This is a genomic window from Methylobacterium indicum, from assembly GCF_017347565.1.
Lineage (GTDB): Bacteria > Pseudomonadota > Alphaproteobacteria > Rhizobiales > Beijerinckiaceae > Methylobacterium > Methylobacterium indicum.
In genome coordinates, this window is sequence record NZ_AP024145.1 from 3,996,833 (window position 1) to 4,014,195 (window position 17,363).

Genomic DNA, 17,363 nt, shown 5'->3' on the forward strand with positions numbered 1-17,363 from the left:
TCGCTGTCCATCGAGAGTTGAGCCTGCCCCCTGGCGACCGACGCCATCCCTGGGCGATCGTGATAGCGAAGCTCCATCCCCTCGTCACGTTGGACGCCGGATCGGCGACCGAAGGAAGCGTCGCGGCCCGAGCCGGGTTTCGGAACGGGTGGGGCGCGAACCGGACGGTTCCGGGTGGACGGGAGGACTTCGCTCCCCTCCTCGGTACGCCATCCGCAACGCCAGGCTCGTCGAGGCACGGCCGCAGGCCCGCCGGATCCGCCGCATCGAGGCCGCATCGAGGCCGTCGCCGCGCATGGCCGGCACGCGTCGCGAACGCTTCCCGTCGGATCGTTAGCATCCTATCAATAAGCACGATCAACGACCGTACCTCGATGGCGGGGCGACCGGATGCGACGCGACCTCCTGCAAACCCTCACCCTCACCCTGCTCCAGTCCGGCCGCGTCTGGCGCCGGGCGGCGGACGAGGTCGTGACCGCCTACGGGCTGACCGAGGCGACGGCGCTGCCGCTGCTGCTGATCGGCCGGCTCGGCGGCGACCTGCGCCAGACGGCGTTGGCCGAAGCTCTCGGCGTCGAGGGGCCGAGCCTGGTGCGCCTCCTCGACCAGCTCGGCGAGGCCGGCCTCGTCACCCGCCGGGAGGACCCGACCGACCGCCGCGCCAAGGTGCTGGCCTTGACCCCGGAGGGGCAGGCCCGCTCCGCCGCCATCGAGGCGCGGTTCGACGGCTTGCGCGAGGCGGTGTTCGGGGAACTCGGCGACGACGACCTGCGGGCGGCCCTGCGGGTCCTGCGCGCGCTCCAGGCCCAGGGCCCGAAGGGCGCGGGCCTCTGCCCGTCCGACGCGCCCGCCGCCGGAGGGCGCGCCTGATGCTGCCCGGCTGGCGCCAATGGCTGTTCGCCCTGAAGATCGCGGGTGCCGCGCTCCTCGCGCTGGGCCTCGCCCTGTGGCTCGACCTGCCGCGGCCCTACTGGGCGATGGCGACCGTCTACATCACCATGCAGCCGCTCTCCGGCGCCACCCGCTCGAAGGCCGTCTACCGGGTGGTCGGCACGGTGGCGGGCGTCTCAATGGCGGTCGTGCTGGTGCCGCCCCTCGTCGGCGCACCCGAGATGCTGACGCTGGCGCTGGCGCTCTGGACCGCCGGTTGCCTCTACCTCTCGCTCCTCGACCGCTCGCCGCGGGCCTACCTGTTCATGCTCGCCGGCTACACCGCGGCGCTGATCGGCTTCCCGGCGGTGACGGCGCCCGACACCATCTTCGAGACCGCGGTGTCGCGCGCCGAGGAGATCACGCTCGGCATCCTCTGCGCCGCCCTGGTGGCGGGCCTCGTCCTGCCGGAATCCGTCGGGCCGGTGCTGGCGGCCCGGGTCGGGACCTGGCTCGGCGAGACCGGGCGCTGGACCGCCGACGTGCTGTCGGGCGCCATCGAGGCGCCGGCAATCCGGGCGCGGCGCCTGCGGCTCGCCGCGGAGGCCGCCGAGATCGACGCGCTCGCCACCCATCTCGCCTACGACGCCTCGGCGCAGAGCCGGGCGGTGCCGCTGGTCCAGCTCCTGCGCGGCCGGATGCTGATGCTGCTGCCAGTCCTGTCCTCGCTGGCCGACCGGATCGCGGCGTTGCGCGACCTCGCGGGCCTCGATCCGGCGCTGAGGACGCTGCTCGCCGACGTCGCCGCCTGGTCGGAAGCCGGCGCCCCGGCGGCCGAGGCCGACGCGCTGCTCGCCCGCATCGCCGCGGCCGACGACGCCGACCTCTTCTCCCCCGCCCGTCCCGGCTTCTGGACCGCGCTGGTGCGGGCGAGCCTCCTCGACCGCCTGCGCGAACTGGTGGCGATCGGCCGCGACTGCCGGGCGCTCCAGGACGGCATCGCCCGCGGCGAGCGCGCTCCCCGCCGCCCGCTCGCCTTCGCGGGCGAGTTCGGCGGACGCGCCCCGCGCCACCGCGACCACGGCATGGCCCTGCGCTCCGCCCTCGGGGTCTTCCTCGCCATCCTCGCCTGCGTGACGGCCTGGATCGCCACCGCCTGGCCCGACGGCGCCACCGCGGCGATGATGGGCGCGGTCCTGTGCTGCCTCTTCGCCACCCAGGACGATCCGGCCCCGGCGATCCTGGGCTTCGCCACCTGGACCGCGGTGGCGGCGGCGGCGATCGGCGTGCTCCTGTTCGGCATCCTGCCGCAGGTCCACGACTTCGCCACCCTGGTGCTCGTGCTGGCGCCGCCCCTCGTCCTGTGCGGCCTGCTGATGACCATTCCCCGCACCATGCCGGTGGGGCTGGCGCTCGGGGTCAACGGCAACGCCCTCCTGGCGATCCAGGACCGCTACGCCTCGGAGTTCGGCGCCTACGTCAACTCGGCCCTGGCGCTCGTCGTCGGCATCGTCCTCGCCGCCGTCGTGACCCGGCTGGTGCGCTCGGTCGGGGCCGAGCACGGCGCCCGCCGCCTCGTGGCGGCGAGCCGGGCCGACCTCGCCCGGGCGGCGCGCCGGCGCGGGCGGGGCGACCGGGCCGCCTTCGCCCACCTGATGCTCGACCGCCTCGGCCTCCTGGTGCCGCGGCTGGCCGCCGCCGGGCCCGACAGCGACCTGTCGCGGATCGACACCCTGGGTGCGCTCCGGGTCGGCATGAATCTCGTCTCCCTGCGCCGCGCCCGCCACGGCCTGCCGCCCGGCGCGGTCGCGGCTCTCGACGCCGCCCTCGACGCGGTGGCCCTGCACTACGAGGGACCGCGCGGCCCGGCCTCCGCGCCGCTGCTCGCCGATATCGACGCGGCGCTGGCCGTCATCGGCGCGGGGGCTGCGGCCGCGGGCCGGCGCGAGGCCTTGCTCGGGCTCGCGGGCCTGCGCCGCGCGCTCTTTCCCGAGGCGCCGCCCGTCGGCGCCCCCCTGCGCGCGAGGGAGGCCGCCTGATGGCCGACATCGACCTCTACGGCGTCTTCGTGCCGGCCCTGCTGGTCTGGGCGGTCGTCGCCTTCCTGCTCAATCTCGTCCTGCGCCGGCTGATCGGCGCGCTCGGGCTCTACCGCCTGGTCTGGCACCGGGCCCTGTTCGACCTCTGCCTCTACCTCGTGTGCCTCGGCGGCGTCGTCACGCTCGCCGGCCGCCTGACCTGAAGATCGAAGATCATGACCCGCGCGCTCGCCTTCCTCGGCCGCTTCGCCGTCACCGCCGTCCTGCTCGCCCTCGCATTCGTCGTCGGGACGGCGCTCTGGGACTACTACCTCGAGGCCCCCTGGACCCGGGACGGGCGGGTGCGGGCCGAGGTGGTCGGCGTCGCCCCCGACGTCTCCGGCCTCGTGCGCGACGTCGCGGTGCACGACAACCAGGAGGTCAAGCGCGGCGATCTGCTCTTCCGCATCGACCCCGATCGCTTCGCCCTCGCCCTGCGGCAGGCGGAGGCCGTGGTGGCCGGCCGCAAGGCGACCCTGGTCCAGGCCGAGGCCGACCTCGCCCGCTACCGCCAGCTCAGCGACAACGTCGTGTCGCAGCAGAAGCTCGAAGCCGCGCTCGCCACCGAGCAGAGCGCCCGGGCCGCCCACGACCAGGCGGTGGCCGACCGCGATCTCGCCAAGCTCAACCTCGCCCGCTCCGAGGTGCGCGCCTCGGTCAACGGCCGCATCAGCAACCTCGAACTGCGCCCCGGCGCCTACGTGGCGGTCGGCAAGCCGGTGATGGCCCTCGTCGACGGCGACACCCTGCACGTCCAGGGCTATTTCGAGGAGACCAAGCTCGGCCGCATCCATCCCGGCGATCCCGTCACCGTGCAGCTGATGGGCGAGGATCGGCCGATCACCGGCCGGGTCGAGAGCGTCGCCGCCGGCATCGAGGACCGCGAGCGCGGCGCCAGCGCCAGCCTGCTCGCCAACGTCAACCCGACCTTCGCCTGGGTGCGCCTCGCCCAGCGCGTGCCGGTGCGGGTCGCCCTCGATGTCTCCGTCGACCGCGAGCGCCTCACCGTCGGGCGCACCGCCACCGTGGTGGTCCATCCGAAGGGCGAGCGGCCGGAGATCCGCCCCTTCGAGGCGCTGCGCAAGCTCGTCCGGGGCTGGGATGCGCTAAAGACCCGCTTCGCGGTGGCGCGGAACTGACAATCGCGCGCGTGACCCACCGCGCGCGTGACACCGATACCGCTTCCGGGCTGCCCCGGGGTGGGGCCGGGTCGTCGGCACTCACGCCCTCTCCGCCGACGAGCGTCTGGCGGGGCGCCGCATCGCCAGCGGCCATCTCGCCACCGGCGACATCGATCGCCTCCTCGACGCCCGCGCCCGCCTAAGCCTCGTCGCCGAGGCGTGGCCCGGGACCGATCTCGAGCGGGAGGGGATGATCGGCCTCCTGCGGAGCGTCGATAGCTCGTTCGCGCCGACCGGAGCCGGCAGTTTCCGGGCGGTGAACCGGGACGGCTTCAGGGTCGACCTGATTCCGCCGCTGCCGCCGAACCGGTGTCCGCTTCGGCGAAATCTGCTCAGGCTCGCCTCGTCGCCGGCTGGGTGGGGCGCACCCGCCCCACCTGTCCTTCGACGATCCCGCCCTCGGTGCCATCCCGCGCGCCCTGCGCGACCGGGCCGCCGAGATCCCGCCCGTCCCGGGTGCGGCGCGCGAGACGATCGAGCCGGACTGGGGAGCGCTCAAACCAGCGCCGCGATCCCCGCCAGCCCCGCCGCCAGCCCCCACAGCAGCAGGCAGGCCCGGCGGTACAGCACCAGCGCCCGGGCGATGTCGTCGGCCGTCGCCTCCGCCCGGCCCGAGCCCATCCAGGCATCCTCGACCCGCGTCGCGCCGTAGACCCGCGGGCCGGCGAGCCGCAGGCCGAGCGCCCCGGCCATCGCGGCCTCGGGCCAGCCGGCATTGGGCGAGCGGTGGCGGCCGGCGTCGCGCCGCACCGCCGCCAGCGCCCCGCGGGCGGAGGCGCCCCGCGTGAGCGCGGCCGCCGCCACGATGAGCCCGGCGGTGAGCCGCGAGGCCGGCAGGTTGACGAGGTCGTCGAGGCGGGCGGCGGCCCAGCCGAAGGCCTCGTGCCGGGGCGTGCGGTGGCCGATCATGCTGTCGGCGGTGTTGATCGCCTTGTAGAGCGCGCCCCCGGGCAGGCCGCCGGCCCCGAGCCAGACGGCCGGCGCCACGATGCCGTCGGAAAAGTTCTCCGACAGGCTCTCGATCGCGGCGCGGCAGAGGGCGGCCTCGTCGAGGGTCTCGGGGTTGCGCCCGACGATCATCGCCACCGCCCGCCGTCCCCCGGCGAGCCCGTCGCGCCGCAGGTCCGCCGCCACCCGGGCGACGTGGTCGTGCAGGCTGCGCTGCGCCGGCAGGCTCGCGGCGAGGAGGGCGCAGGGGACGAGGCCCGCCCCTCCGAGCGCCCCGCAGGCGAGCGACAGGGCCAGCGCCGCAAGGCCCGTCGCTGCCAGCACGAGGAGGAGGGCCAGCATCCCGGCGGCGCGCCGGCAGCGCGGGGACTCCCCCTCGCGGTTGAGGCCGCGGTCGAGGGCGGCGATCAGGGCACCGATCCAGGTGACAGGGTGGCCGGCCAGCCTGTAGAGGCGGTCCGGATAGCCGAGGGCGGCCTCGATCGCGAGGGCGAGGACGAGCAGCACGAGGCTGTCGGGCGGGTGCGTCAGGGCGGTCATCGCGAGGGGCGGACGGTTGGACGGGCGATTGGACGAGACGGCGGAGGGGCCGATCCGGCACGGGGGCGACCTCGGCGAGGCGGGCTTCCTGTTTCCGCAGGCCCCCCGGCCCTGGATCGACCTCTCGACCGGGATCAATCCGATCCCCTATCCGTGGCCGGCGCTCGAGGCCAGCGCCTTCACGCGGCTGCCGGCCAAGGCCGACCTGGCCGCCCTCGAAGCCGCGGCGGCCGAGGCCTACGGCGCCCCGCCGGAGCGGGTCGTCGCGGCGCCGGGCACGCAAGCGCTGATCGACCTCGTCCCGCGGTTGCGGCCCCCCGGCCGCGTCGCGGTGGTCGGCCCCACCTATGCCGAGCACGCGGCCGCCTGGGCCCGGGCCGGCCACACCGTCGTGGCGGTCGGCGACCTCGCCGGGATCGGCGAGGCCGACGTCGCCGTGGTGGTCACCCCCAACAACCCGGACGGCCGGGTCGTGCCCCTGCCGGACCTCGCGGCCGCCGCCGCCGGCCTCGCCGCGCGCGGCGGCTGGCTCGTGGTCGACGAGGCCTTCGCCGACCTCGAACCCGTCGCGAGCCTGTGCGGCGCGGTGCCGCCCGCCTGCCTGGTGCTGCGCTCCTTCGGCAAGACCTACGGGCTCGCCGGCCTGCGCCTTGGCTTCGCGGTGGCGGGCGAGCCGCTCGTCGGTGTCCTGCGCCGCGGGATCGGGCCCTGGGCGGTGTCGGGACCGGCGATCGCGGTCGGGCGGCAGGCCCTGGCGGATGCCGCCTGGCGGCGCGAGGCGGACGTCGCGCGGGGCCGGGACGCCGCCCGGCTCGACGCCCTCCTGGCCGAGGCCGGCGGCCGGATCGTCGGCGGCACGAAGCTGTTTCGCACCGCCGACTTCCCCGACGGGCCGGGCCTGTTCGACCGCCTCGGGCGGGCCGGGATCTTCGTGCGCCGATTCGAGGCCGCGCCGGCGCGCCTGCGCTTCGGCCTGCCGCCCGACGTCCCGGCCTGGGACCGCCTCGCCGCCGCACTCCGGGACGACGCCGGGGCATGAGGCGCCATTAAAAAGGCCGAAAACCGCAGCATCCGCAGACCCTGGCCCTCGGGGTCACGCACGCGGCCGGCGCCGCACGGGAAAGCAGGCAGAATGGACGCGGACGAGGTCAAACGGCGCGACAGGCTCGGCAGCATGATCGCGTTCGCGCGGCGCACCGTGCCCGACCTGCGCCGCAACGCCGAGACGGTCGAGCCGATCGCCCCCGCCGACGGCCGAAGCCGGCTCCCGGCCCTGCTCAACCCGCTGCGCTGGACCCGCCTGCCGCTCCTGCCCGGCGAGGGGATGCAGAACCGCGTCCTGGCCCGCCTCCTGCGCAACATCGGCATCTTCGTGCTGCTGCCGACGGCGGTCATCGGGATCTACCTGTTCGTCTTCGCGGCCGACCAGTACGTGGTCGAGGCCCGCTTCGCCGTCCGCGGCGAGGTCGAGCCGATGGGCAACGTCGCGCTCGGCGAGTTCTCGTCGCTGATCCAGAAGAACAACAGCCAGGACAGCTACATCGTCAAGGAATACATCGAGAGCCAGCCGATGCTCGAGAGCGCCCAGAAGGAGCTCGACATCGTCCGGATGTTCACCCGCGACGAGGGCGATTTCTGGACGCGTTATTCCGGCGACAAGCCGGTCGAGGAACTGCTGAAGTACTGGCGCAAGCGCGTCCAGGTCCACATCGACCTGGTCTCGGGCGTGATGACCCTGACCGTGCAGGCCTTCACGCCGGACGACGCCCTGGCGATCAGCCGCCACGTCGTCGCCCGGGCCGAGGCGCTGATCAACACGATCTCGTCGCGCGCCCAGCAGGACATGCTCAAGCACAGCAAGGACGACCTGGCGGCGACCGAGGAGCGGCTGCGCAAGGCCCATCTGGCGTTGCGCGAGTTCCGCAACCGCTGGGGCATCATCGATCCGGCGAAGTCGGCGGAGGCGACGATGACCACGCTGCTCTCCCTGCGCAAGGACAAGATCAAGTCGGAGAACGACCTCCAGGTGCTGCGCGGCTCCGGCCTCGACGAGAAGTCCCGCTCGATCCAGACCATCGTCGCGAGCGTCGCCGCCACCAACCAGCAGATCAAGCAGCTCGAGGACTCGCTCACCAGCGACGGGATGGCGGTGGGCGGAAAGCCCGTCTCGGACGCGATCCTCGAATACGAGGGCCTGATGGTCGAGCGCACCATCGCCGAGAAGCTGAACGACTCCGCCACCGTCATGCTCGACCGTGCCCGGGTGGCGGCGAACCGCCAGCACGTCTACCTCTCGGTCTTCGTGCCCCCGACCCGGCCCGAGCTCTCCACCGTGCCGATGCGCGGCCACGCCCTGTTCGTGGCGTTCTTCGCCTTCATGGTGCTGTGGGGCTGCAGCAGCCTGCTCATCGCCGGCGTCAAGGACCACAACATGTAGCCGGGCTCCCGCCCGGTCGGGCTCCCGCCCGGGGCTTCGATCCGGGCGCGCGTCGTGCGATGAGGTGGGCCGTGGGCGCGACGGATCGCGTCCGAGAAGGCAAGGACGAGCAGCACCCCGATGTCCGATTTCACGGACCTGGTCGCCCGGGCGGTCTCCCCGGCGATGAGCCGCGAGGAGCGCGAGGCGGTCTACCAGGTGGTCAAGCAGGCGATGCGCCGGCTCCAGGAGCGCGAGAACCTCGCCCCCGACGAGCCCCGCGCCCTGCTCCAGGCCCACCTCGTCGAGGAGACCATCCGCGACGTCGAGGCGCTGGTCACCCGCTACCTCGCCCGCCAGACCATCCTGGAGGCCGAGCGCGCCAACGCGGCGGCGAACGCCGCCGCGGCCGCCGAGCCACTCACGCCTCCTCGGTCAGACGCTTGAGCGAGGTCTGGAGCGCGTCGCCGCCGTGCAGCAGCGCCCGCGACAGATCCGCCAGGGTGACCCAGCCGGTGACGCGCCCGCCCGCATCCCGCACCGGCAGCCGCCGGACGTGGTGGGCGGCCATCAGGTCGAGGGCGGTGCGCAGGGGATCGCCCTCGGCGCAGGACACGACCGGGCGCGACATCGCCTCGCTCACCCGGGCCCTGCTCGGATCGAGCCCCTGGGCGACCACCCGGTAGAGGATGTCCCGGTCGGTGATCACCCCGTCGAGGGCATCCGCCGTGCCGACCGGCAGGGCGCCGACATCGAGTTCGCCCATCAGCACCGCCGCCTCCTGCACGGGGGCCTCCCCGGCGATGAACTCCACGTCCCTGCTCATCACGTCCGCGACCGTCACGCCCATCCGACTCCCCGTCTGCACCCTCCGGTAACCCGCGAGGGCGGCCGGCGGCTCCCCCGCGCCGTGGTGCGATCGCGGTCCCGACGCCCGAGATCGGGGTCCCGGACCCATGGTCCCACCCTGTACCCCGGCACCCTTGCGGCCACGCGGCCGCGGCCATGAAATTTTGACGACGGCGGGGGAGCTTGGGCGAGGTCCGGCGCGTTCAGCCCACAGTCAGGCTTCTCGCCTCCGGGATCGTCGAACGCCCCCATGAACATGGAACTCACGTCCAAGCCCGCCCCGGCCGCCCCCGCGGCCTCGCCCCTCGTCCGGGCGACCCGCAACATCAGCGAGGGCCAGCCCTTTCCGCTCGGCGCCACCTGGGACGGCCTCGGCGTCAACTTCGCGCTGTTCTCCGCGCACGCCACCAAGGTCGAGCTGTGCCTGTTCGACGATACCGGCGAGACCGAGATCGAGCGGATCGAGCTGCCCGAATACACCGACGAGGTCTGGCACGGCTACCTGCCCGACGCCCGCCCCGGGACGATCTACGGCTACCGGGTCCACGGCCCCTACGAGCCCGAGGCCGGCCACCGCTTCAACCCCAACAAGCTGCTCCTCGATCCCTACGCCAAGGCGCTCGTCGGTTCCGTCACCTGGAACCCGGCGCTCTTCGGCTACGTGATGGAGAGCGGCGACGACACCACCTTCGACACCCGCGACAGCGCCCCCTTCACCCGCAAGTGCCGGGTGATCGATCCCGCCTTCACCTGGGGCCGCGACCAGAAGCCGAACGTGCCGTGGGACAAGACGGTCTTCTACGAGACCCACGTCAAGGGATTCACCAAGCTGCACCCGGCGGTGCCGGAGCGCCTGCGCGGCACCTATGCGGGCCTCGGCACCCCCGAGGTGCTGGCCTATATCCGCAGCCTCGGCGTCACCTCGGTCGAGCTCCTGCCCATCCACTCCTTCGTCAACGACAGCTACCTGCTGGAAAAGGACCTGGTGAATTACTGGGGGTACAACACCCTCTCGTTCTTCGCCCCCGCCCGCCGCTACGCCGCGGTGCCGGACTTCGCCTTCTCCGAATTCAAGGAGATGGTGGCCCGGATGCACGGGGCCGGCCTCGAGGTGATCCTCGACGTGGTCTACAACCACACCGCCGAGGGCAACGAGAAGGGTCCGACCCTCTCCTTCAAGGGGATCGACAACGCCTCGTACTACCGGCTGCTGCCCGACCAGAAGCGCTACTACATCAACGACACCGGCACCGGGAACACCGTCAACCTCTCGCACCCGCGGGTGCTCCAGATGGTGACGGACAGCTTGCGCTACTGGGCGACCGAGATGAGGGTCGACGGCTTCCGCTTCGACCTCGCGACGATCCTCGGCCGCGAGCCCTACGGCTTCGACGAGGGCGGCGGCTTCCTCGATTCCTGCCGCCAGGACCCGGTGCTCTCCTCGGTCAAGCTGATCGCCGAGCCGTGGGATTGCGGCCCGGGCGGCTACCAGGTCGGCGGCTTCCCGCCCGGCTGGGCCGAGTGGAACGACCGCTTCCGCGACGAGGTCCGCGGCTACTGGAAGGGCGACGAGGGTCTTTTGCCGGCCCTCGCCTCCCGCCTCACCGGCTCGGCCGACAAGTTCAACAAGCGCGGCCGGCGCCCCTGGGCCTCGGTGAACTTCATCACCGCGCATGACGGCTTCACCCTCGCCGACACCGTCTCGTACAACGAGAAGCATAATACGGCGAACGGCGAGGACAACCGCGACGGCCATTCGCACAATCTCTCGTACAATTACGGCGCCGAGGGCCCGACCGACGATCCCGAGATCAAGGCGGTGCGCCTGCGCCAGATGCGCAACCTGCTGGCGACGCTGCTCCTGTCGCGCGGCACGCCGATGCTGCTCGCCGGCGACGAGTTCGCCCGCACGCAGCGCGGCAACAACAACGCCTATTGCCAGGACAACGCAATCTCCTGGATCGACTGGGAGGGGATCGGCGAGGACGAACGCGACCTCGCCGAGTTCACCCAGCGCCTGCTGATCCTGCGCAGGTCGCTGCCGATGCTGAGCCGCGGCCGGTTCCTCACCGGTGCCTACGACGCGGAACTCGGCGTCAAGGACGTGAGCTGGCTCACGCCCTCGGGGACCGACATGACCCCGGAGAACTGGAACGACGGCGGCGCCCGCGCGCTCGCCGTGGTCCTCGACGGCCGGGCGCAGTCGAGCGGCATCCACCGCCGCGGCGGCGAGGCGACCCTGATGCTCCTGTTCAACGCCCATCACGACATGGTGGAGTTCACCCTGCCGGAGGTGGTGGGGGGCGATGCCTGGATGCGGGTGCTCGACACCAACCTGCCCGATACCCAGGACCTCGCCCGCTTCGCCGTCGGCGACACCTACGCGGTCACCGGCCGTTCGATGCTGATGTTCGTGCTGCGCCCGACGGACGTGGACCATGCCAGCGAGACCTGGCGCTCCTACCAGCACGTCATCCAGGCCTTCGAGCGGGCGGAATCCGAGAGCGTCGCGTTCGGCTTGCCGCACGAGGGGTGACATCCGGGCGGATCCGCCCACTTTGGGAGAGCGGGCGGAAACATTCGCCCTCCCCGGGCGTCAGCCAGGGAAGGGCCGTGTAGGACGGCCCAGTCGGACAGGCGAAGATCCTGCGGGGCGGCTCGGCCGCCCCGGGGATCGTGCGAGCGCGGAGTGCGGGCGGTGGCAAAGATCCTTCTCGTCGAGGACCATGAGGAAATCTGGGACTTCCTCTCCCGGCGGCTCAAGCGGCGGGGCTACGAGGTGGTGCTCGCCCATGACGGCGAGGAGGGCGTGATGAAGGCCCGCACCAGCCGGCCCGACATCATCCTGCTCGACATGAACCTGCCGGTTCTCGACGGCTGGTCGGCGGCCCGCGCGCTCAAGTCCGACGCCGAGACCGCCCGGATCCCGATCATCGCGCTCACCGCCCACGCCATGTCGGGCGACCGCGAGAAGGTGATTCAGGCCGGTTGCGACGACTACCACCCGAAGCCGGTCGACTTCTCGAAGCTCCTGACCCAGATCGGCGCCGCCCTCGGCACGCCGGCCGCCCCGTAACGACAAGACCCCGGCCGGTCCGCGGCTGATGCAGGTGCGCGTTTGATGATCGACGATCCCGTGACGGCGCGCCGCCTGCGCGACGCGATGCCGGTGTTCACGGCCCTGGCCACCTGCCTGCTGGTTCTCGCCATTGGGGCGATCCTGTCCCTCGGGCGGGACGTGCTGATGCCGATCACGCTGGCGGTGCTGCTCAGCTTCGTGCTGGCGCCCGCGGTGCGGGGTCTGCAACGCCGGCGCCTGCCGCGTTCGCTGGCCGTGCTGGTCGTGGTGCTGGCGACCTTCGGGGGCATCGGGGGCCTCGGTCTCCTCATCGCCAACGAGGCCTCGCAGCTCGCCTCCGACCTGCCGCGCTACACCGTGACGATGCGCGAGAAGATCGGGGCGTTGCGCGCGAATGCCGGCGGCGGCGCCACCCTGGAGCGGCTGTTCCAGTCGGTGCAGGACCTGAGCCAGGAGTTGCAGCCGCCGGAGCCCGCCAAGGCGCGGGGCCCCACCGATCCCGAGAAGCCGATGCTGGTCGAGGTGCGCGAGCCGAAGGCCGGGCTCCTCTCCACCCTGGGCAGCGTGGTCGCGCCGGTGCTGCATCCGCTCGCCACGGTCGGCCTGATCCTGCTCTTCACCCTGTTCTTCCTCGCCCAGCGCGAGGACCTGCGCAACCGCGCCATCCGGCTCGCCGGCTCCGGCGATCTGCGCGCCACCACGGCGGCGATGGACGATGCGGTGGCCCGCCTCTCGCGCTTCTTCCTCGCCCAGGCCGGCCTCAACCTCGCCTTCGGGGTGGTGATCGCGATCGGTCTGTGGGTCATCGGCGTGCCGAGCCCGATCCTGTGGGGCGTGCTCGCGGCGATCCTGCGCTTCGTGCCCTATATCGGCGCGGTCATCGGCATGGCCTTCCCGCTCATGCTCGCCGCCGCGGTCGATCCGGGCTGGTCGATGCTGATCGCGACGCTCCTGCTCTTCGCCGTGGTCGAGCCGATCGCCGGGCACGTCGTCGAGCCCCTGCTCTACGGCCACTCCACCGGTCTCTCGCCGGTGGCGGTGATCCTGGCCGCGACGCTCTGGACCTTCCTGTGGGGGCCGGTCGGCCTCGTGCTCGCGACCCCGATCACCGTCTGCCTCGTGGTGCTCGGCCGCCACGTCGAGCGCCTGGCCTTCCTCGACGTGATGCTGGGCGACCGCCCGGCGCTGGCGCCCTCCGAGATCTTCTACCAGCGCATGCTGGCCGGGGACCCGCTCGAGGCGATCGACAAGGCCCGCCAGGTGCTGAAGGAGCGGGCGCTGGCGACCTATTACGACGAGATCGCGCTCGGCGGCCTGCGGCTCGCCCAGAACGACCGGGCGAGCGGGGCGCTCGCCGCCGACCGCCAGCAGGCCGTCGGCCAGGCGATCGAGACCGTGGTGACGACGCTGGGCGCCATGCCGGTGTCGAAGAAGGCCGCTTCCCTGCGCAGCGCCGAGACCGAGGCCGCGGTCGCCGCCCTCGGCCCCGACCGGGCCTCGACCGCGATCGTGCGCCGGGCCGAGGATCTGAGCCCGGCCTGGCGCGGGCCGGCGCCCGTCCTGGTGGTGGCGGCCCGCGGGCCGTTCGACGCCGCCGCCGCCGGCATGCTGGCCCAGGTGATGGGGCGCCACGGCCTCAACGCCCGCACCACCAGCCAGGACGCCCTCAACAAGGGCGAGCGGCCGGAACTCGAGGGCGTCGCCCTGGTCTGCCTGTCCTATATCGAGCCGATCAGCACCTCCCACATCCGGCTCGCCGCCCGCCTCGCCCGGCGGGCGATTCCCGGCGTGCGGGTCATGGTGGCGGTGTGGCGCGAGCGCGACCCGGCCGGGCGCGACCGCCTGCGCCGGGCGACCTCCGCCGACATCGTGGTCACGACGATCAGCGACGCCCTCGACGCCGCCCTGGCGCTGTCGGGCGCGGCGGAGACCGGCGCGACCAGGCGCCGGGCGGCGTAACGGCGACAGCCGCGCGGTCGTCTCTCCCAGATCCGGGATTGGCGGTCCGAAGTCCATCGCGGGGCGGGGTCGGCATGATCCCAGTCGCGGCGGCGTGGTTTCCTTGGGGGATATCCGTTACGGTCGGCCGGCGGACTGGTGGATGATTGCCGTCCGGGCGCGCCGGCCCGGGCCGGATTGTGGAGCGACGCCCGGTCGCGGTCGCCGACGGCGGGTTTCCCCGTTGTACGAAGAGGCCGGGTGTAGGATCTGATGCGGGGCGCGGGGACGAGAGGCCGGGGGCCAGCGGAACGACGATGAGTGCGAAGCGAACGCCGACCGAACTTGGGACCCGGCCGACCGTGGCGGACGTGCCCACCGACGTCTCGGACCACCATAGCGACATCTTCTTCGCCGCCGTCGAGATGACGCGGATGCCGATGATCGTGACCGATCCGCGCCAGCCGGACAATCCGATCATCTTCGCCAACCAGGCCTTCCGGGGCATGACCGGCTACACGCCCGAGGAGCTGGTCGGCCGCAATTGCCGCTTCCTGCAAGGGCCCGAGACCGATCGCGAGACGGTGGCGGAGGTGCGCCGCGCCATCGCCGAGCGCAAGGAGATCGCCACCGAGATCCTGAACTACCGCAAGAACGGCTCGACCTTCTGGAACGCGCTGTTCATCTCGCCGGTCTACGATCCGAGCGGCGAGCTGGTCTATTTCTTCGGCTCGCAGCTCGACGTGTCGCGCCGGCGCGACGCCGAGGAGGCCCTGCGCCAGTCGCAGCAGATGGAGGCGCTGGGCCAGCTCACTGGCGGCATCGCGCACGACTTCAACAACCTGCTCCAGGTGGTGGTCGGCTACGTCGACATCCTGCATTCGGGTCTGCAGGACCCGGCGACCGACCCGCGCCGGATGATGCGGGCGGTCGACAACATCCGCAACGCCGCCGAGCGCGCCACCACCCTGACGCAGCAGCTCCTCGCCTTCGCCCGCAAGCAGCGCCTCGACGGGCGGTCGGTGAACCTCAACAACCTCGTCGAGGGCATGCGCGATCTCGCGGGCCGCACCCTCGGGGACGAGGTCGGCGTCGAGACCGAACTCGCCGACGGGCTGTGGAACGCCCGCATCGACCCGACCCAGACCGAGGTCGCGCTGCTCAACATCCTGATCAACGCCCGCGACGCCCTGCCGGGCCGCGGCACCGTGACGATCCGGACCGAGAACCACGTCTTCGACGCCGACGAGCTGCCCTCCGGCCTGCCCCAGCCCGGGCGCTACGTCTCGGTCTCGGTCTCCGACACCGGCACCGGGATGCCGCCCGAGATCCTGGCCCGGGTGATGGAGCCGTTCTTCACCACCAAGGAGGAGGGCCGCGGCACGGGGCTGGGCCTCGCCATGGTGTACGGCTTCGCCAAGCAGTCCGGCGGCACCGTCGTGATCGAGTCGCGCGCCGGCCACGGCACCACCGTGCGGCTCTACTTCCCGATGAGCGACAGCGACGAGCGCCCGGCGCCGGGCCCCGATACCCGCGGGGCGGGCCGCTCGGGCACCGAGACGATCCTGATCGTCGACGACCGCCGCGACGTCGCCGAGCTCGCCCGGGCGATCCTGCGCGACTTCGGTTACACCACCCTGCTCGCCACCGACGGCCGCCAGGCCCTCGAACTCCTCGACGGCGGCGACAAGGTCGATCTCCTGTTCTCGGACCTGATCATGCCCGGCGGCATGAACGGCGTGATGCTCGCCCGCGAGGCGCGCCGCCGCCAGCCCCGCCTCAAGGTGCTGCTCACCACGGGCTACGCCGAGGCCTCGCTGGAGCGCACCGATGCCGGCGGTACCGAGTTCGAGATCATCAACAAGCCCTATCGCCGGATGGAGCTGGCGCGCCGGGTGCGGGCGGTGCTCGACGGGCCGACGGGCGTGACCTGAACCCATGAAAAAACCCGCCCGGGGCCGGACGGCCTCGGGCGGGTTGGCAGGGCGCGGGGCCGGACGGCCGGGCGCGGGGCCCGGCCGCCTCGGCTCAGACCGCCATCGCGGTCTTCAGGTTCTCGTCGATCTTGTCGAGGAAGCCGGTGGTCGAGAGCCACTTCTGGTCGGGGCCGACCAGCAGCGCGAGGTCCTTGGTCATGAAGCCGGCCTCGACGGTGTCGACGCAGACCTTCTCGAGGGTCTCGGCGAACTTGGCGAGGTCGGCGTTCGAGTCGAGCTTGGCGCGGTGCGACAGGCCGCGGGTCCAGGCGAAGATCGACGCGATCGAGTTGGTCGAGGTCTCCTTGCCCTTCTGGTGCTCGCGGTAGTGGCGGGTCACCGTGCCGTGCGCGGCCTCGGCCTCGACGGTCTGGCCGTCGGGGGTGAGCAGCACCGACGTCATCAGGCCGAGCGAGCCGAAGCCCTGTGCCACGGTGTCCGACTGCACGTCGCCGTCGTAGTTCTTGCACGCCCAGACGTAGCCGCCGGACCACTTCAGGGCCGAGGCGACCATGTCGTCGATCAGGCGGTGCTCGTAGGTGATGCCGGCCGACTGGAACCGCGACTTGAACTCGGCCTCGTACACCTCCTCGAAGATGTCCTTGAACCGGCCGTCATAGGCCTTGAGGATGGTGTTCTTGGTCGAGAGGTAGACCGGGAACTTGCGGGCGAGGCCATAGTTCATCGACGCGCGGGCGAAGTCGCGGATCGACTCGTCGAGGTTGTACATCGACAGGGCGACGCCGGCGCCCGGGAACTTGAACACCTCGCGCTCGATGACGGTGCCGTCGTCGCCCTCGAACTTGACCGTCATGCGGCCCTTGCCCGGCACCTTGAAGTCGGTGGCGCGGTACTGGTCGCCATAGGCGTGACGGCCCACCACGATCGGCTGGGTCCAGCCCGGCACCAGCCGCGGCACGTTCTTGCAGATGATCGGCTCGCGGAAGATCACGCCGCCCAGGATGTTGCGGATCGTGCCGTTCGGCGACTTCCACATCTCCTTGAGGTTGAACTCCTTCACCCGGGCCTCGTCCGGGGTGATGGTGGCGCACTTGACGCCGACGCCGTGCTTCTTGATCGCCTCGGCGGCCTCGATCGTCACCTTGTCGTTGGTGGCGTCGCGATGCTCGACCCCAAGGTCGTAGTACTCGAGCGGAACGTCGAGGTAGGGATGGATCAGCTTGTCCTTGATGGACTGCCAGATGATCCGGGTCATCTCGTCGCCGTCGAGCTCGACGACGGGGTTCGCCACCTTGATCTTCGCCATGTCTGATCCAGCCTTCCGTGATCCGGGGGCCGTCCCCATGCCCGCGTTGGCTAAGCGGCCGGCCGTGGGGGGGTCATAGCGCGCTGCACAAACAGGGGGAAGCGCCGGGACGGAATGGTTTTTCGAGGCTGTCATGAAAAAAACCCCGGCGCGGGGGCGCCGGGGCTGCAAGGAGGTCCGCTCTAACAACACGGATCGGGGCCGATGGGTTCCCGAGCCGG

General features: G+C 72.3%; 14 protein-coding genes and 1 pseudogene. 12 read left to right on the forward strand and 3 right to left on the reverse strand.

Going from position 1 to position 17,363, the window contains the following annotated elements; genetic code table 11:
* The first annotated feature begins 390 nt into the window (after window positions 1-390).
* The 5 genes and pseudogenes from miv_RS18625 to miv_RS18645 all read left to right on the forward strand — a co-directional run.
* Window positions 391-870, forward strand: a complete 480-nt coding sequence (locus miv_RS18625; RefSeq protein WP_207183549.1) for a MarR family winged helix-turn-helix transcriptional regulator — start codon at window positions 391-393, stop codon at window positions 868-870.
* Entirely contained in the window at window positions 870-2,909 is a 2,040-nt protein-coding gene (locus tag miv_RS18630) for an FUSC family protein (protein ID WP_483310126.1), read from the forward strand. Before miv_RS18625 ends, miv_RS18630 begins: the two co-directional genes overlap by 1 nt.
* Window positions 2,909-3,112 (forward strand): DUF1656 domain-containing protein, encoded by a 204-nt coding sequence (locus miv_RS18635; protein WP_048430831.1) that lies wholly within the window; start codon window positions 2,909-2,911, stop codon window positions 3,110-3,112. Before miv_RS18630 ends, miv_RS18635 begins: the two co-directional genes overlap by 1 nt.
* Before the next feature lie 12 nt (window positions 3,113-3,124).
* Entirely contained in the window at window positions 3,125-4,087 is a 963-nt protein-coding gene (locus miv_RS18640) for an efflux RND transporter periplasmic adaptor subunit (protein WP_207178172.1), read from the forward strand.
* A gap of 121 nt (window positions 4,088-4,208) precedes the next feature.
* Window positions 4,209-4,373 (forward strand): annotated as a pseudogene (locus miv_RS18645) (hypothetical protein); the annotation flags it as partial.
* Window positions 4,374-4,624: 251 nt separating this feature from the next.
* Here miv_RS18645 and cbiB read toward each other — a convergent pair.
* A complete protein-coding gene (gene cbiB, locus miv_RS18650; RefSeq protein ID WP_207178174.1) occupies window positions 4,625-5,617 on the reverse strand; it encodes an adenosylcobinamide-phosphate synthase CbiB in 993 nt (330 codons plus the stop codon).
* A 28-nt stretch (window positions 5,618-5,645) separates the two neighbouring features.
* Here cbiB and cobD point away from each other — a divergent pair, with 28 nt between their 5' ends.
* From cobD to miv_RS18665, 3 genes are all read left to right on the forward strand, one after another.
* Window positions 5,646-6,656 carry a threonine-phosphate decarboxylase CobD gene (gene cobD / locus miv_RS18655; protein WP_244748588.1) on the forward strand — a complete coding sequence of 337 codons (1,011 nt, stop codon included), beginning with the start codon at window positions 5,646-5,648 and terminating at the stop codon, window positions 6,654-6,656.
* Between the two features lie 93 nt (window positions 6,657-6,749).
* The gene (locus miv_RS18660) at window positions 6,750-8,054 is read left to right on the forward strand and encodes a KpsE/RkpR family capsule polysaccharide export protein (protein ID WP_207178176.1); all 1,305 of its coding nucleotides are present in this window, start codon (window positions 6,750-6,752) and stop codon (window positions 8,052-8,054) included.
* A 120-nt stretch (window positions 8,055-8,174) separates the two neighbouring features.
* Window positions 8,175-8,480, forward strand: coding sequence for a hypothetical protein (locus miv_RS18665; protein ID WP_048430836.1), 306 nt, complete (start codon window positions 8,175-8,177; stop codon window positions 8,478-8,480).
* Here miv_RS18665 and miv_RS18670 read toward each other — a convergent pair.
* Entirely contained in the window at window positions 8,455-8,859 is a 405-nt protein-coding gene (locus tag miv_RS18670; RefSeq protein ID WP_048430840.1) for a CBS domain-containing protein, read from the reverse strand. The genes miv_RS18665 and miv_RS18670 overlap by 26 nt on opposite strands.
* Window positions 8,860-9,132: 273 nt before the next feature.
* Between miv_RS18670 and glgX the strand changes: the two genes are divergently transcribed.
* From glgX to miv_RS18690, 4 genes are all read left to right on the forward strand, one after another.
* On the forward strand, window positions 9,133-11,418 hold the full coding sequence (gene glgX / locus miv_RS18675) for a glycogen debranching protein GlgX (RefSeq protein WP_082171601.1): 2,286 nt from the start codon (window positions 9,133-9,135) through the stop codon (window positions 11,416-11,418).
* Window positions 11,419-11,580: 162 nt separating this feature from the next.
* Window positions 11,581-11,958, forward strand: a complete 378-nt coding sequence (locus tag miv_RS18680; protein WP_048430842.1) for a response regulator — start codon at window positions 11,581-11,583, stop codon at window positions 11,956-11,958.
* Between the two features lie 45 nt (window positions 11,959-12,003).
* Window positions 12,004-13,920, forward strand: coding sequence for an AI-2E family transporter (locus miv_RS18685; protein WP_207178178.1), 1,917 nt, complete (start codon window positions 12,004-12,006; stop codon window positions 13,918-13,920).
* Between the two features lie 296 nt (window positions 13,921-14,216).
* Window positions 14,217-15,833: a hybrid sensor histidine kinase/response regulator gene (locus miv_RS18690; protein WP_207178180.1), complete on the forward strand. Its 1,617-nt coding sequence runs from the start codon at window positions 14,217-14,219 to the stop codon at window positions 15,831-15,833.
* 94 nt (window positions 15,834-15,927) lie between these two features.
* Here the strand turns inward: miv_RS18690 and miv_RS18695 are convergent, their stop codons facing one another.
* Entirely contained in the window at window positions 15,928-17,142 is a 1,215-nt protein-coding gene (locus miv_RS18695; RefSeq protein ID WP_058618808.1) for an NADP-dependent isocitrate dehydrogenase, read from the reverse strand.
* Window positions 17,143-17,363: the final 221 nt, after the last annotated feature.

Excerpts from the sequence above, each read along its gene's own strand:
- miv_RS18625 (WP_207183549.1), top strand. The coding sequence starts at position 391 with ATGCGACGCGACCTCCTGCAAACCCTCACCCTCACCCTGCTCCAGTCC.
- miv_RS18630 (WP_483310126.1), top strand. The coding sequence starts at position 870 with ATGCTGCCCGGCTGGCGCCAATGGCTGTTCGCCCTGAAGATCGCGGGT.
- miv_RS18635 (WP_048430831.1), top strand. The coding sequence starts at position 2,909 with ATGGCCGACATCGACCTCTACGGCGTCTTCGTGCCGGCCCTGCTGGTC.
- miv_RS18640 (WP_207178172.1), top strand. The coding sequence starts at position 3,125 with ATGACCCGCGCGCTCGCCTTCCTCGGCCGCTTCGCCGTCACCGCCGTC.
- cbiB (WP_207178174.1), bottom strand. The coding sequence starts at position 5,617 with ATGACCGCCCTGACGCACCCGCCCGACAGCCTCGTGCTGCTCGTCCTC.
- miv_RS18660 (WP_207178176.1), top strand. The coding sequence starts at position 6,750 with ATGGACGCGGACGAGGTCAAACGGCGCGACAGGCTCGGCAGCATGATC.
- miv_RS18665 (WP_048430836.1), top strand. The coding sequence starts at position 8,175 with ATGTCCGATTTCACGGACCTGGTCGCCCGGGCGGTCTCCCCGGCGATG.
- miv_RS18670 (WP_048430840.1), bottom strand. The coding sequence starts at position 8,859 with ATGAGCAGGGACGTGGAGTTCATCGCCGGGGAGGCCCCCGTGCAGGAG.
- glgX (WP_082171601.1), top strand. The coding sequence starts at position 9,133 with ATGAACATGGAACTCACGTCCAAGCCCGCCCCGGCCGCCCCCGCGGCC.
- miv_RS18685 (WP_207178178.1), top strand. The coding sequence starts at position 12,004 with ATGATCGACGATCCCGTGACGGCGCGCCGCCTGCGCGACGCGATGCCG.
- miv_RS18690 (WP_207178180.1), top strand. The coding sequence starts at position 14,217 with ATGAGTGCGAAGCGAACGCCGACCGAACTTGGGACCCGGCCGACCGTG.
- miv_RS18695 (WP_058618808.1), bottom strand. The coding sequence starts at position 17,142 with ATGGCGAAGATCAAGGTGGCGAACCCCGTCGTCGAGCTCGACGGCGAC.